Here is a 15421-nt window from a genome sequence, read left to right on the forward strand (position 1 = left end):
ACCAAACCCCGCGGAATTACACTGAGCCGACGCGCACGGTGTCTGTTGCGGCCAGCGGCCCGGCTGACGCACGCGGCGGCGCGAGATCCGCCAACGGCCAGCGGGCCACCGCCGCGGCCGGCGCGATGCCGGGCCGGAACTCGCCACGGCGCAGATAGCCGGTCAGCGCGATCATGGCGGCGTTGTCGGTACAGAACGCCTGACGCGGGAAATGCAGCGCGAAGCCGTCGCCGGCCGCCCGTTCACCCAGCCCGGCACGCAGTGCGGCGTTGGCCCCGACACCGCCGGCGACGACCAGCCGGCGCATCCCCGTCTGCTGGATGGCGCGCGCGCATTTCGCGACCAGCGTATCGACCACCGCCTGCTGAAAACTGGCGGCGATGTCGGCATGGGCCGGGCGCGAGGCCTCGGCCGCCTTGACCGCCAGCATCACCGCCGTCTTGAGCCCGGAAAAAGAGAAATCCAGCCCGGGCCGCTTGAGCATCGGGCGCGGGAAAGCGTGGGCGGCCGGATCGCCCTCGGCCGCCAGTGCCGCCAGCGCTGGCCCGCCGGGATAACCGAGTCCCAGCATCTTGGCGCTCTTGTCGAAGGCCTCGCCGACCGCATCATCCACGCTGCGCCCGAGCAATCGGTAACGGCCCAGGCCCTCGACCGCCACCAGCAGCGTATGCCCGCCCGAGACCAGCAAAGCAACGTACGGGAATGCGGGCGCCGGCTCTTCCAGCAATGGCGACAGCAGATGGCCTTCCATGTGATGCACGCCGAGCACCGGCAACCCCAGACTCATGCCGAGCCCGGCTGCCACCGAGGCGCCGACCAGCAAGGCGCCCATCAGACCGGGCCCGCGGGTATAGGCGATACCGGACAACTCGGGGTTGCCGGCATCCGCCCGAACGCGCTCGATCAGCGGCAGCAGCTTGCGGATATGATCGCGCGACGCCAGCTCCGGCACCACGCCGCCGTAGTCGGCGTGCAGCGCCACCTGGCTGTGCAGCGCATGCGCCTGCAGGCCGGCCTCACTGTAGATGGCAGCGGCGGATTCGTCGCAGGAACTCTCGATGCCAAGGATCGCGAAGGGGCGTTGCAAAGCGGCGCGCTCGGGCGTATTATTCATCGTCCTATTCTAGCCGGTCGTTCCAACTCGGTCACCGGCACGAAAGTTATACATCAGATTTCCCGGAGAGTGATGCTCAATGCCTAGCGTACGCGTCAAAGAGAACGAGCCGTTTGAAGTCGCACTGCGTCGTTTCAAGCGCAGTTGCGAAAAAGCCGGCGTCGTGACCGAAGTACGCCGTCGCGAGTTCTTCGAAAAGCCCTGCCAGACTCGCAAGCGCAAGCGCGCGGCCGCCGTCAAGCGCCACGCCAAGCGCATACAGCGGGAACAGCAGCGCTTTACGCGCCAGTATTGATCCTGGCCGTCGCATCGATTCACGAATCGATTGCGGCAATCGATTTGAATCGATGATTGCAGCGGCCCCAGGGCCGCTGTTTTTGTGTCGGTATCTCGTGCGTATTTCATCACTCGTGTCAGGGAGTTCGAACGTGAACATCAAGGATCAGTTGTCCGAGGACATGAAATCGGCCATGCGGACCCGCGACAAGGAACGCCTGTCGGTCATCCGCATGGTCAGCGCCGCGATCAAGCAGCGCGAAATCGATAACGGCACCACGCTCGAAGACGCCGATGTGCTCGCGGTGATCGAAAAGATGGTCAAGCAGCGCCGTGACGCTGAATCGCAGTATCGCGACGCGAACCGCGACGAACTGGCCGACGCCGAGGCCGCCGAGATCTCGGTGCTCGAGCACTACCTGCCCGCCCAGCTGTCCGAAACGGAAATCGATGCCGCCGTCGATCGCGCCATCGCCGATACCGGCGCGGCATCCATGCAGGACATGGGCCGGGTCATGGGCCAGCTCAAGGGCGAACTGGCGGGTCAGGCCGATATGTCGGTGGTCAGCCAGCGGCTGAAGGCCAAACTGCAGTAGCCCGCGCAGCCGGGCTCACGCGGGCCGTCCGGCAAGGCCCGGCAGGCCGGCTACCCGATTGGCCTGAACCGCCGCGCCACGGCGCGCAGCGGCCTATCCGTCGTTTAGAATGGCTTCATGGCGCGCATCCCCCAGCACTTCATTGATCAGCTGCTCGAACGCACGGATATCGTCTCGCTGATCGACACGCGTGTTTCACTGAAGAAGGCCGGGCGCGAATACACCGCCTGCTGCCCGTTTCACGACGAAAAGACCCCCTCGTTCACCGTCTCGCCCGTCAAGCAGTTCTATCATTGCTTTGGTTGCGGCGCGCACGGTACGGCGATCAGCTTCCTGATGGAATACGATCGCCTGGAATTTCGCGACGCGGTGGAAGTGCTCGCCGATGCCGCCGGCATGGAAATCCCCGAGGAGGCGACCGCATCGGCGCCCAGCGGGCCGCCGCGCGAGCCGTTGCTCGACGCCATGCGCCAGGCCGACCGCCATTATCAGGCGGCGCTGCGCCGTAATCCGGGTGTGATCGATTATCTGAAAAACCGCGGCGTATCCGGCGAAATGGCCAAGATATACGGTCTCGGCTTTGCCGCCGACGCCTGGGACGACCTCACGCGCCGCCTGCCCAACAAGGCCGCCGCCGCCCAGGCGGGCCTGTTGATCGAGCGCGACTCCGGCGGTTACTTCGACCGCTTTCGCAATCGCCTGATGTTTCCGATTCGCGATACACGCGGGCGCACCATTGCCTTCGGCGGGCGCACACTCGGCGACGACAGCGCCAAATATCTGAACTCGCCCGAAACCCCGCTGTTCCACAAATCCGACCACATGTACGGGCTGTACGAGGCCCGCCAGGCCCTGCGCCAGCTCGACCGCCTGCTCGTGGTCGAAGGCTATATGGACGTCATCGCCCTCGCCCAGCACGGCTTTCCCAACGCGGTGGCCACGCTGGGCACGGCCACCACCGCATCGCATCTAACCACGCTGTTTCGACATACCGAGGAAGTGGTTTTCTGTTTCGACGGCGATGCCGCCGGCGTTCGCGCCGCGAGGAAAGCGATGGAACATAGCCTGGCCGTGATGCGCGGCGCACGGCGCGTACGTTTTCTGTTCCTGCCCGAGGGCGAGGATCCGGACAGCCTCGTGCGCGGCGAAGGCGGCCGCGAGGCCATGGCCGCGGCGATCGAATCCGCCCGACCGGCCTCGGAGGTATTGCTGGGCGAACTCCGGGAGGGCCTGGACCTGGCCACGCCCGATGGTCGCGCCCAGCTGGTCGAGCGTGCTCGGGCGCCGATCAACACCCTGCCGCCCGATGCCTTTCGCGCCGAAATGGTGGCCGAGATCAGCCGCCTGTCCGGCCTGCCGGCGGATGACATTCGTGAGCTCTACGCCGCGAATCAGCCGGCCCCGCGCGCCGGCAACGTCGCGCACGGTACGGAATCGAAAAAAAACGCCTACAGCGCCGAGCTGCCACCCGTGACCCGCGGTTTCATGCTGTTACTGGCCGACCCGAGCCTAGCCGGGCGCATCGAAACCACCGACGGATTGCGTGACAACGACAATCCCGGCGCGCAAATTTTGGCCGAAGCGATTGACTTTTTCGCAAGCAACCCAAATGTATCCGTTGCGCAATGGCTTGAACATCACCGCGAACATCGGTTTTTCGATCGCCTGCAGCGGCTGGCCGCGGCCAATCCGCCGGGCGACGAAGAACAGCGCGCTGGCGAATTCGTCGATGTGGTCGCGCGGCTGCAGCAACATAGCCGCTCCCGCGCGAGTCTGCGACAACGCTACAACGCACTGGTCGCACAACAGGAACGCGGGCCGCTCGATGCAGCGGCCGCAAAGGAGTTGAAGGAAGTCTTGAGCCAACTGCAAGGTCGATCTCAGACCCCGTCCTGAGGCCGCACGCGCCGTATCGAATCGATTCGGCCCGGCCGCGATGCTATAATGGTCGGTTATCGCCGAGTGCGCCTTGCCCCACGAGCCCAACACGCAGCGAGTCACATGAGCAAAGACAAGAAATCCCAGCTTCGGCTACTGATCGCCCACGGCAAACAGAAAGGTTATCTGACCTACGCCGAGGTCAACGATACCTTGCCGGACGATATTGTCGATCCCGAGCAGATCGAAGATATCGTCAACATGATCAGCGACATGGGCATCACGGTGCACGAACAGGCGCCGGATGAAGACGATCTGGTCATCGCCGGCAACACCGTCAACGATGACGATGACGACGACGCCGAGGAAGCCGCCGCGACGCTAGCCGCACTCGATCCGCAGTTCGGCCGAACCACCGACCCCGTGCGCATGTACATGCGCGAAATGGGCTCCGTGGAACTGCTCGACCGCGAAGGCGAAATCCGCATCGCCAAGCGGATCGAGGAAGGCCTGTCGGAGATGATGTTCGCGCTGGCCTATTTCCCGGCCACCACCGGACGCCTACTTGAGTTGTGGGATCAGGTCGTCGCCGAAGACAAGCGCCTGACCGACGTGCTGGCCGGCTTCGTCGACCCCGACACCGGCGACCCCGTGGACAGCGGCAACGACAACGCCGAGGCTACCGACTCGGCAGGCGACGACGACGAAGAAGAGGAAAGCTCCGCGCCGGCCAACGACGGCCCGGACCCGGAGGAAGCCAAGGCCCAGTTCGCCGAGCTGCGTCGCCTGCACGACGCCGCCGTCGCCTCGCTGGAGGCCAACGGTCGCGAACACGCCGAAACCGAGGCCGCCCTGTCGGCCCTGGCCACGCACTTCATGCGCTTCAAGCTGGTGCCCAAGACCGCTGACGACCTCACGCTGCAGTTGCGCACGGCCATGATTGACATCCGCTCGGCCGAGCGCGACATGCTGCGCATCTGCGTCACCGAGGCCGGCATGCCGCGGCGCGACTTCGTGCGTCAGCTGCCCGACAACATCACCAACGAAGACTGGCTGGAAAAACTGATCCGCGCCAAGCGTCGTTATTCCTCGACCATCGCCAGCCGGCGCGAAGAACTTGTGCGCCACATGAATCGCGTGCGCGAGATCGAGGCCGAATCGTCGCTCGACGTCAATCACATCAAGGAAATCAACCGCAAGATGTCGATTGGCGAGGCCAAAGCCCGGCGCGCCAAGAAGGAAATGGTCGAGGCCAACCTGCGTCTCGTGATCTCCATCGCCAAGAAATACACCAATCGCGGGCTGCAGTTCCTCGACCTGATCCAGGAAGGCAACATCGGCCTGATGAAGGCGGTCGACAAGTTCGAATATCGCCGCGGTTACAAGTTCTCGACCTATGCGACCTGGTGGATTCGCCAGGCCATCACCCGCTCGATCGCCGACCAGGCGCGCACCATCCGTATTCCGGTGCACATGATCGAAACGATCAACAAACTCAACCGCATCAGCCGCCAGATGCTGCAGGAAATGGGCCGCGAGCCCACGCCCGAGGAACTGGCCGAGCGCATGGAAATGCCGGAAGAAAAAGTGCGCAAGGTCCTCAAGATCGCCAAGGAACCGATCTCCATGGAGACGCCCATCGGCGACGATGAGGATTCGCATCTCGGCGACTTCATCGAGGACATCAACGCCGTCGCCCCGGACGATTCCGCCTCGGGCGAATCGCTGCGCGAAGCCACGCACAACACCCTGGCCAGCCTCACCCCGCGCGAGGCCAAGGTGCTGCGCATGCGCTTCGGCATCGACATGAACACCGACCACACCCTCGAGGAAGTCGGCAAACAGTTCGATGTCACCCGCGAGCGCATCCGCCAGATTGAAGCCAAGGCCCTGCGCAAACTGCGCCACCCCTCGCGGGCGACCTTCCTCAAGAGCTTCCTCGACGAATAGGCCCGCCGAATGCTTGGCGGGCCCGCCGCCGCCAAGCTATAGTTCCGCGCCGGGCGTGCAACGCGTCCGGCGCTTTCATTTGGGGGCCTGTAGCTCAGCGGTTAGAGCAGGGGACTCATAATCCCTTGGTCGTCAGTTCGAATCTGACCGGGCCCACCATTAAATCAGCAACTTAGGGATCCGCCTGGTTCGCGCTAATGCTCAAAGGTACATTATGGGGACACTCGTGATGCACAGGGCGCTTAATGGTGACCCTCGTTAAAACCGCTGCCGGCCGCTGGAAAGCGGTTGCTCGACGCTAGGACTGGCCGACCAGCTCAAAGACCTGGCAGACAAAACGCGACGCGGAAGATTGGGCACGCCGCACCGAAGACGAGATGGCTCGCGGGCGTATCAGAATCGAGCGCCGGCCGAACGGCTAACTCTGAGCGGCGCAATCGATCGCTACCTTCGTGATGTCATGCCCACCAAAAAAGAAAGTACCCGAGTCGCTGAACGAGCCAAAGCGTGAAGTCATCGCCCCTGAGCCGAATTGCCTGACCCGTCCGGGCCAAGGCCCAGAATTTTTTACCGCCCTTCAACACGCCAGCGGTTTCGAGCTCAAAGCCACCCGCTTCGACCAGGTCCCGGTAGAACTCTAGGATTTCATACGGCTGAACGACCTTGTAACGCGGGGAGACGACCAGCAGCGGGGCCTGGATATCACTGCGGTAGAGCAGTTCGAGCGGAAGGTTAGGGCCTGGCCATCGATCGGTGTCTAATACATCACCTCGGCTTCCCGGATCGACCAGTCCATGCCGGCCTCCTTCAACCAGACCTCAAGGGGTGCCCGCTCGGACAATCTTCGGCCGAGCCCGTGCCAGGGGACGTCATGGATATACGCCATGGTTTCGACTTCGTGTGCCATTGATCAACTCCTGCAATGAAAAAACCCCGGCACGTCTGAGCGTAACCGGGGTTGATGGGGGGATGGGTTCGCTGCGGCGGACCGTTGGTTTGTGGTACTAGTGATCGTCATGGGGTCGTGTTGGCCCTTTATCGGGGCCGGTTTCCGCCAGCGTGCGAGCCAATACTGCCATCAAGGCGATCACAGCGCTGGTGACGATCTCTCGTGCGATATCTTGAGCCTTGCTTATTCTATTTAACCTCATGATTTATAGGAATTTTTCTTATACCAATAACCAGCAGATTTATTGAATGAGCGTCGGTGCCACGCCTGCCACGGAGCTCGGTTACCAGCGTCACGGCTTGAAACCCTTCATATATCGGATGTCACGAGTGTCACGTCTGTAACGGCGCTTTTGAACGGCCTGCTGCATTGGCATTCACGACTCGGCCCAAAAGCATCGAATTCGTATAGGCGAGCATGCTATGGCAAGCTAGAAAGCGGGCTTGTGTCGTATTCAGCCGTTGTAAGTAACTGTGACGACGGCGAAGCTGTCGATCATGGAATGACCGTTGACGAAGGGGATACGCACGCGAACCGTAGCGCAAAGATAAAGTCCCCTGTATCCCAAAACCGGGGAAGAGTGGAACGTGCCAAAGTCGAACCGGACTAATCAGCTTTTTCCAGCTGAGCCATTCGCTACGGGGCGGCTTGTTGAGGCCGCACACGTGCTGGGTGATAACCCTGTCTTTGTGGTGGAATGGCATACACGTCGAATCCTCGCGTGTAACGACGCTGTTACTCGGGTCTTCGGTTTCAATCCTGAAGAGCTATTGGGACACGATACCCGTTGCCTCCATGTATCGGATACGGCCTTCGAGTCGTTCGCGCTTGAAAGCGAAGCCCTCCTCCAGTCTGAGCACAACACGTATCACTGTCGTTACCGGATGCGCCGCAAGGATGGTTCTGAGTTCCCGAGCGAAAACCTCGTTCAGGTCATTCATGACCATGAGGAGGGAAGGGTCGCAGTCGTGAGCTTCGTCCGGGACCTTTCGGGCTGCGATTCAGCGGATTTGCCCGGTCATGGATTGGGTCTCGACTCTGCTCATGCGCTGTCGATGACAATTCCCGGCGCGGTCTTTCGCCGCATCCGGGACGTCCACGGAAACGATCGATATACCTATCTCGCCGGCCAACTCGTAGATGAACTCGGCATCGACCCGGACGCAGCTCGTGAGGATCCGAGTCGGGTCTTCAACTTAATGGAGCCCAATGACCGTCAGCTACTTGAGTCCGCTATCCAGTCGACCGCACGATCGGGCTCGGGAATCGATCTGGTGGTGCGTTTCCACTCCCCGAGCGGAAAGCAGTATTGGCTTCGTATCATTAGCCGCCCGACACAATTGGGCGACGGTACGATCGTATGGGACGGCCTCGCCATCGACATCACCGGCGAGAAACAGGCGCAAGCACACGCAGCCTGGCTCGCCGATCACGACCGCTTGACGGGCCTGCTCAATCGCGCTGAGTTCATAGCGCATATCGAACGCGCACTGGAAGCTGCGCACAAACACAGCCAACAGATCGCGCTTGCCCGACTGGCCGTACGAGGCATGTTCAAAGTCAATGAGAAGCACGGGTTGCCAGGCGGGGACGCACTCCTTTGCCAGATCGCCGATCGGCTCGATGACACACTTCCGGAGGGCAGCATCATCGCCCGTTCCCACGGCGACGTTTTTCTCGTAAAGCTCGAAATCCCGGACAACGACGGCGGCCTTGCAGCCGGCCTCCGGACACTGCAGTCGGCTTTCGATGCACCGTTCGATCTGGGGGATCTGAATCCAGCCCACGTGTCGGCCAGTATCGGCATTGCACGCTACCCCGAGGACGCCGATACCACGGACGATCTACTTCGCGCCGTGGCGCTGGCGGGAGACCGAGCACATAAGCACCCAGAGGTCGACTACGAATTCTACGATCGAGAAATCAGCGAGGCCATGCGCCAGCGATTCCAGTTGGAGGACAGGCTACGCCAGGCCATCGCAGAGGAACAGCTCGAGCCTTATTATCAGCCGCAGATTTCATTGAGCGATGGCCGTCTGGTCGGGCTGGAGGCACTCGTCCGGTGGCCCCAGGCGGACGGGAGTCTCATCATGCCGGGCGCGTTTATTCCGCTTGCCGAGGAAGTCGGCTTATCTGGCAGGATCGGGCGCCTGATGCTCAGACGTGTGGCGCACGATTTACACACATGGTCGGCAAACGGGTGGACCACCGTGCCGGTAGCGGTGAATTGCTCGGCGCGACAGTTTCGCGATACCAAGCTCGTCCGGGCGTATGAGCAAGAGGTCCTCGAACAGGGTCTTGACCCCGGACTGATCCACCTTGAACTCACCGAAACCAGCTTCATCGACAATTACGACAATGCCAAGCGGATCATGGATCAGCTCAACGGGCTAGGTGTCACATTCTCGATCGACGATTTCGGTACGGGGTTTTCTGCCCTGTCCTACTTATCGCGGCTGCCCTTCCGAGTACTCAAGATCGACCGTAGCTTCGTAGCCGAGATCCTCGACGAGGCCCATCAGCGCAATGTTGTGCAAGGGCTAATTCAAATGGCTTCGACAATCGGGCTGTATATCATCGCCGAAGGCGTCGAGACCGCTGAGCAGGAGGCAGAGCTGCGATGCATGGGCAGTGATGCGGCTCAAGGGTTCTACTACAGCCCCGCCTTGCCCGCGGCCGACATCCCCCACTGGCACGCCGCACTATCGAAAAAACTGGATGGCGTGTAGCTCTGAAAGCCGCTCGATTCGCCAATCATAATCACCCCCACATGAAGCCAAGATCGTCGGCGACAGCGAATATACCGTCCCCGAGGCCGAGCTCCTCGACCGGCACATACCTGCCGTAACTCGATCTGCCTTATTTGCCAGCGTGACAAAAGCGCGAACCGTCGGACGAGTAACACTATTATATGGCTTATGCCGGCTCTCAGAATTTACTATATTTTTCAATTATTTAGCGCGTAATTGGACGCACGATTTACCAGCATTTCGTGCGCACACGCCAATGATCAAACCAGCTAGCGTCGGTTCATGCGGACGCCCGCCCCGGGACGGTCAAAGTCACTGGCGGGCAGCGCTGGAAAAGTCGATTAGCTTGCGCAGGGTCATTAAGAGCAGGATGTTACTGGCCTTGTCGGCCGGATCGAACTTCAGCCCCACGCTGCAAGAACGGGTACTCAGGTTCCGCTCGCACCACATCACCGTACCGGGCACCGTGACGAGATTTTCCTGGGATTCGAACTTGAAATTCACCTGATCCCCGGTCTTGAACGATTTCATCACACGTACGCCGGCCCCGGTCAGGGAAACATCCCGTATGTATTTGATCTCGTAAGCTTTCTTATTGTCTTCCACATAAAAGGCGCCACCGACCGGACCCCCTTCTCGCAGCGCCTTTCTGGCGTCTTTGCGTCGCTCTCTGCCCACTGCTTCCATCACTCGCAGCACCTGCTGACCTACGGAAACAACACTTTAGAGCCAAAGATGGCCTGAATCAAAATGTCACGCTTGTCACAGAGCCCGGTTAGCTGCGTCACAACTTGAAATCCTTTCATATCAAGGGCGCCACGGGCGTCACACTCGTCACGCCGTTTTCCACAACCATCTTATAGCAAGCTCGCAGCCGCCGATTCCACGCCCGGCGCCTGGCATACAGCCTTTGGCTGACCCTTCGTGACCCGACACACGGCGGCGATGTAGAGATTGGTGATGCCGATAATCGTGTGGCCGGGCTTGCTCTTGGGGTTGGCGATGTTGTACGCCACCTGCTGCCAGTACAGTCCTTTGAGTGCTGAAGGCTGGAAAGGCGAACCGGACTGCATATAGTGTCCGGCCAGGTAGAGAAAGGGGATCTCACCCGGATTCTGAGCGTAGGGTTCGACGTCGTATTTCCTGAAAATAGCGACCTCATGCTTGCGGTGATCTGTGCCTGATGGATATCCAACCCGATCACCCGGTTAAAAATCGCCGTCAGTCCCACGCCGTTCCCTTTTTGTGATACTCGGCAAACGGGAGACGACGGACGCTGAAGCAAATCTGCCTACCGGCGCTAACACGCCGGTGGCCTGTTTAACGTACGGCTTCGAAGAGCTCAATCCAGGGTACGAGTCGCTTCAGCAGGTCACGTTAGAGTCGGGGCATGCCGCCAGACCATTGCGTGATCTATGCCGCCGCCTCCCGAACCCAGTTTCTTTCATCATCCAGGGTGGTGTTAATGGCCATCTAAACTGACCCAGTGCTGGCCAACGCTTTTGACCCACCCTTCGGGGTGGCAGCGATGCCACCGTCCACCTACCGTTCGGGCAAACGAGACGCCGGAGCGGACTGATCAAGGACTGGGTTATGATTCATAAAATCAAGGCGCTATACGACGGCGGGCAAGGGCTGTCGATCCGGGCCATCGGCCAGGAGCTGGGCGTGTCGCGCAACACCGTGCGCAAATATCTCCGCGCCGACGAGGCCACGATCGAGGCGGCACAGTCGGACCGAGGCCGTCACAAGAAGCTCGATGCGCACCGGCCCTACATCGCCTGGCTGTTGCGGACCTATCCGCGGCTGAGCAGCGTCAAGATCGCCCGCAAGCTACGAGACAAGGTGGGCGAGCTGGACGTCTCCGATCGCAGTCTGCGGCGCTATGTCGGGCAGATGAAGACGACCCTCAACACCGTGCAGACGCGCTACTACGCGCCGGTGCTGGACACGGTGCCCGGCGTGCAGTGCCAGGTCGATCCCGGCGAGCTGCGCCAGGTGATGATCGGCGGCCAGCCGCGGCCTGTGTACTTCGTCGTGTTCGTGCTGTCCTACTCCCGCCTGGCTTACGTCGGCGTGCGCTTCCAGCCGCTGGACACGGCCGACTTCATCGCCTTGCACGACGAAGCGTTCCGTTATTTCGGCGGTTGCCCGGCAGAATGCGTGTACGACCAGACCAAGCTGGTCGTACTCCACGAGCAGTTCCGGGAACTCGACGTGAACCCGGCGTTTCACGCCTATGCCACGACGGCGGGTTTTCGCATCGAGGCCTGTCGGGGCTATGACCCGGAAAGCAAGGGCAAGGTCGAGGCCGGAGTGAAGTACGTCAAGCAGGATGCCCTGTATGGCGATACCTTCGCCGACGAAGCCGACCTGCGCGGCCATCTGCAACAGTGGCTCGATACCGTCGCCAACGTGCGCCTTCATGGCACCACGGGCCAGCCGCCCCGGGCCCGGTTCGAAGCCGAGGAGCAGGCGCACTTGCGCCCCTATCTGACGCCGGCTTGCGTCGGGCGCGATGCTGCAGGGCCGGCCCACCGCCAGGTCGACAAGACGGGCCTGATCTCGTGGTGCGCCAACAAGTACTCGGTGCCCATGGCCTACCAACGCGGGCGGGTCGGCGTGACCGAAGCCGGCGCCGACCTGCAGATCGTCGATCTCGACAGCGGCGACGTCGTGGCCACCCATGCCGTGTGCCACGGCAAGGGCCGCGTCCAGCGCAACACCGATCATTACCGCGATCACGCCGCGCAGACCGCCGATCTCGAGGCCCGGATCCGCGCGCGCCTCGGCGCCGACCTGGGTCAACGCCTGTGTGACCGCCTGCGGGCGACCATGCCGCGGCACACCCGGGATCAACTGGCCGGCGCGGCGCGCCTGCTCGAGGCCGCGCCCGATCTGGATCTCAGTCAACTCGAGACGTGGGTCGAACGCGACGGCTTGACCGCCGGCCGGCTCAAGCAACGCCTGGACGCCGCGCGTTGCGCCGAACAACGCGGCCGAGATCCCGGGGCGAACGCGCCGGCCGCCGTTCACGCCGCGCCCCTGGATCTGACCGCCTACGCCCGACTGGGCCACCCCAGCGGCCAGCCGGAGGTGACCCATGGGAACGCTTGAGCTCACCACCGGGCGTTACCGCAGCCTGCGTCTGGGCGCCATCGCCGACGATCTGACCGACTTGCTCCGCCAGGCCGAGGCCAACGAGGTCTCGTACCTTATGTTCGCCGACATGCTGGCCGAGCACGAGCGTGCAAGCCGCGAGGCCCGGCGCATCGAGCTTAACCGACGCCAGGCGCGGTTCCCGGCCGATAAACGGCTGGAGGCGTTCGATTACCGCCATCAGACCACGATCACCAAGCGCCAGGTCAAGGCCTTGCTCGACTTCGCCTTCCTCGATAACCGCGAGAATCTGGTGTTCATCGGCCCGCCGGGCGTGGGCAAGACGCACCTGGCCATCGGCATCGGCCAGCACGCGGTCGAGGCGGGCTACAAGGTGCGCTTCAAGAACGCGTTGGATCTGGTCGAGGAACTGGAGCTGGCCGAGATGAAAGGCGAACTGAAGAAAAAGCTGACGCAACTGGCCAAGGTCGATGCCCTGGTGATCGACGAGCTCGGCTATCTGCCCATGAGCAGGGCGGCGCGCTATGCGCTGTTTCAGCTGATCAACCGGTTCTACGAGTACCGCTCGCTGATCGTGACCACCAACAAGGACTTCACCCAATGGGGCGAGTTCTTCCACGACGACAATGTGGCGGTGCCGATCATCGACCGGATCATCCATCACTCGCATCTCTACATGCTCGGAGGCGAGAGCTATCGGCTGAAGCAGAAAACGCTCAGCTGACCTTCACGGATGGGTCATTTTTGTTGGCCAAAAGTGGGTCAGTTCTGTTGGCCATTGACAGGTGGCGCCAGACGCCATGATCGTTAGAGGTCAGGACCGGCGATCTCCATAGACGTGTCGGTGGACATCAACACCCTGCAGGCCGAATACCGGTCTTTTGCAATACTATGCGGTCGCGAAAGAGGCGGCCAACATCATCGAACAGGCGGTTCGTGCAGGTAATGCGCAGTCGATACACCATGCGCCCGCGCCGACGGGCCAACCGCTGACATTGGAGGAACTCGACGTCGCTTTGTCCGACGATCGATACCGCGGCCTTGGCACACTGGCTGGCGTGGAAGAACTCATGGACGAGCTACGCGCCGAGCGTGATGATCCTCGAGAATGAACGGGCCCACATCGTTACCCACAGTGTTGTGCCGACCAAGAACCGGACATACGCCGGTGCCGCGCTCTTTGGTCGGTTGTTCATCCGGGTCGACCAGCTTGCAGCTTACCGGTATCGAATTCGTCGGGCTTCACGGGTGCCCGGATGAACCCCCACCAGGCTGCACTATGACGGCAACAGCCGGATGGTTTTTTTAGCCAGCCCATCCAACGCTGCTACTCGCCGGCCAGCGTCAACACCGATAGATTGTCGAGCGATGTCTGCTTGATCGCGACCATGCCGATCGCGAAGGCGGCCATGGGGATAATGGCCAGCAGTGTGCTGATGCCCGCACCCAGCCCGGTCACGGTGGTGAAGTTGGCCAGCACGAGGTAGAGGATGAAAGCCAGCAGTGCGGTCGCCGCCACCGGCATCCAGCGGGTGGTGATCGCCCGGGACGGGGCCAGATGCGGCGCCTTGAAAAAGAAGGCGGCCGCGGCTATCGAGGTCAGCAGCATGAGCATAACGATGCCGACGGTAGCGATGCCGGCCATGGAACCGAACACACCCACGAGCGGGCTGGCGCCGCTGATCGCGCACAGGACAACCAGGACCACGGCGGTCCCCGTCTGAACCAGCGAGGAGATATGCGGCGAACCATGCCGCGGATGGCTGGCAGCGAACGCGCGGGGCAGGATGCCGAAGTTGGCCAGCACGAACTGGTAGCGCGCCACGATGTTGTGGAACGACAGGATGCAGGCCATGAGGCTGGTGAGCAGCAGCAGTTGCATGAGATCGGCCAGCGCGTGGCCGGTATAAAAACGCGCGGTGTCGAGCACCATGTTGCCACCGTTGCCCAGATACTGATTGGCGACCTGGCGCACGCTATCCGCGCCCCAGGCGTGCACCAGACACCAGCACGACAGGGTATAGAAGGCGCCGATGATGAGCACCGCCAGATAGGTCGCACGGGGGATCGTCCGATTCGGATCGCGTGCTTCGTCGCGGAACACCGCGGTGGCCTCGAAGCCGATGAAACCAGTCACGCCGAACAGCACGGCGATGCCGAACGGGCCGGCGCCGGCCGGTCCGGTCGGCGCATGAGCCAGGCTGCTCAGCGCGCTGCCGGACGGCTCGGCCACGATGGCGATGTTCATGATCAGCACGACGCCGATCTCGAGTATCAGCGCGACGCCGAGCACTTTCGAGCTCAGCTCGATATGCCGATAGCCGAGTGCGGCCACCGCGATCAACGAGGCCGCCGCATACAACCACCATGGCAACGCCGGCCCGCCCATGGCGACCACCGTGTCGTTGGCGGCCCAGCCGAAAAAGCCATAGATGCCAAGCTGGATGGCCGTATAGGTGATCAGTGCAACAAACGCCGTGCCCTGTCCGGCGCGCGCCCCGAGCCCGGTGCCGACGTAGGTGAAAAAGGCGCCCGCTTCCTTGACGTACGGTGTCATGGCAACGAAGCCGACCGAGAAGATCAGCAGCACGAGCGATGCAAAGATGAAGCCCAGCGGCGCCGCGGCGCCGTTGCCCAACCCGATCGCCAGCGGCGTGTTGCCGCTGACCACCGTGAGCGGCGCAGCCGCGGCCACCACCATGAAAACCACCCCAGCGGTGCCGAGCTGGCCGGACAGACGAGTCTTCTCGCCCGAGGATGTTGTCGATGTCTTGTTAGTGGTCATGAT

General features: G+C 62.1%; 12 protein-coding genes, 1 tRNA gene and 2 pseudogenes. 10 read left to right on the top strand and 5 right to left on the bottom strand.

Going from position 1 to position 15421, the window contains the following annotated elements:
- Positions 1-16: 16 nt before the first annotated feature.
- Positions 17-1114, bottom strand: a complete 1098-nt coding sequence (tsaD, locus tag SALB1_RS02610; RefSeq protein WP_109992448.1) for a tRNA (adenosine(37)-N6)-threonylcarbamoyltransferase complex transferase subunit TsaD — start codon at positions 1112-1114, stop codon at positions 17-19.
- Positions 1115-1193: 79 nt separating this feature from the next.
- Between tsaD and rpsU the strand changes: the two genes are divergently transcribed.
- From rpsU to SALB1_RS19800, 6 genes and pseudogenes are all read left to right on the top strand, one after another.
- Positions 1194-1409, top strand: coding sequence for a 30S ribosomal protein S21 (gene rpsU, locus SALB1_RS02615; protein ID WP_109992449.1), 216 nt, complete (start codon positions 1194-1196; stop codon positions 1407-1409).
- Between the two features lie 133 nt (positions 1410-1542).
- Complete coding sequence (locus SALB1_RS02620; protein WP_109992450.1) at positions 1543-1986, top strand: GatB/YqeY domain-containing protein; 444 nt, start codon at positions 1543-1545, stop codon at positions 1984-1986.
- Between the two features lie 117 nt (positions 1987-2103).
- Positions 2104-3882, top strand: coding sequence for a DNA primase (dnaG, locus tag SALB1_RS02625; RefSeq protein WP_109992451.1), 1779 nt, complete (start codon positions 2104-2106; stop codon positions 3880-3882).
- A 48-nt stretch (positions 3883-3930) separates the two neighbouring features.
- Complete coding sequence (gene rpoD, locus SALB1_RS02630) at positions 3931-5814, top strand: RNA polymerase sigma factor RpoD (protein ID WP_109992452.1); 1884 nt, start codon at positions 3931-3933, stop codon at positions 5812-5814.
- A gap of 83 nt (positions 5815-5897) precedes the next feature.
- Positions 5898-5973 (top strand) — tRNA-Ile (locus SALB1_RS02635).
- Positions 5974-6059: 86 nt separating this feature from the next.
- Positions 6060-6322, top strand: a pseudogene (locus tag SALB1_RS19800) (hypothetical protein); the annotation flags it as partial.
- 4 nt (positions 6323-6326) lie between these two features.
- Here the strand turns inward: SALB1_RS19800 and SALB1_RS19805 are convergent.
- Positions 6327-6721, bottom strand: a pseudogene (locus tag SALB1_RS19805) (DUF932 domain-containing protein); the annotation flags it as partial.
- Positions 6722-7350: 629 nt separating this feature from the next.
- Here SALB1_RS19805 and SALB1_RS02645 point away from each other — a divergent pair.
- A complete protein-coding gene (locus tag SALB1_RS02645) occupies positions 7351-9492 on the top strand; it encodes an EAL domain-containing protein (protein WP_109992453.1) in 2142 nt (713 codons plus the stop codon).
- A gap of 333 nt (positions 9493-9825) precedes the next feature.
- Here the strand turns inward: SALB1_RS02645 and SALB1_RS02650 are convergent, their stop codons facing one another.
- Both SALB1_RS02650 and SALB1_RS02655 read right to left on the bottom strand, forming a co-directional pair.
- The gene (locus SALB1_RS02650) at positions 9826-10200 is read right to left on the bottom strand and encodes a PilZ domain-containing protein (protein ID WP_109992454.1); all 375 of its coding nucleotides are present in this window, start codon (positions 10198-10200) and stop codon (positions 9826-9828) included.
- Positions 10201-10370: 170 nt separating this feature from the next.
- On the bottom strand, positions 10371-10586 hold the full coding sequence (locus tag SALB1_RS02655) for a hypothetical protein (protein ID WP_109992455.1): 216 nt from the start codon (positions 10584-10586) through the stop codon (positions 10371-10373).
- A gap of 520 nt (positions 10587-11106) precedes the next feature.
- On the opposite strand from SALB1_RS02655, the gene istA reads away from it, so the two are divergent.
- The 3 genes from istA to SALB1_RS02670 all read left to right on the top strand — a co-directional run bounded on the left by istA (position 11107) and on the right by SALB1_RS02670 (position 13745).
- Positions 11107-12630, top strand: a complete 1524-nt coding sequence (gene istA / locus SALB1_RS02660) for an IS21 family transposase (protein WP_109992456.1) — start codon at positions 11107-11109, stop codon at positions 12628-12630.
- Positions 12617-13357, top strand: coding sequence for an IS21-like element helper ATPase IstB (istB, locus tag SALB1_RS02665; protein ID WP_109992457.1), 741 nt, complete (start codon positions 12617-12619; stop codon positions 13355-13357). The genes istA and istB overlap by 14 nt, the downstream gene beginning before the upstream one ends.
- Positions 13358-13514: 157 nt before the next feature.
- Entirely contained in the window at positions 13515-13745 is a 231-nt protein-coding gene (locus SALB1_RS02670; protein WP_109992458.1) for a hypothetical protein, read from the top strand.
- A gap of 215 nt (positions 13746-13960) precedes the next feature.
- Here the strand turns inward: SALB1_RS02670 and SALB1_RS02675 are convergent, their stop codons facing one another.
- Positions 13961-15418, bottom strand: a complete 1458-nt coding sequence (locus tag SALB1_RS02675; RefSeq protein ID WP_109992459.1) for an APC family permease — start codon at positions 15416-15418, stop codon at positions 13961-13963.
- Positions 15419-15421 lie beyond the last annotated feature (3 nt).

Origin of the sequence: Salinisphaera sp. LB1 (assembly GCF_003177035.1) — a bacterium.
Taxonomy (GTDB): Bacteria; Pseudomonadota; Gammaproteobacteria; order Nevskiales; family Salinisphaeraceae; genus Salinisphaera.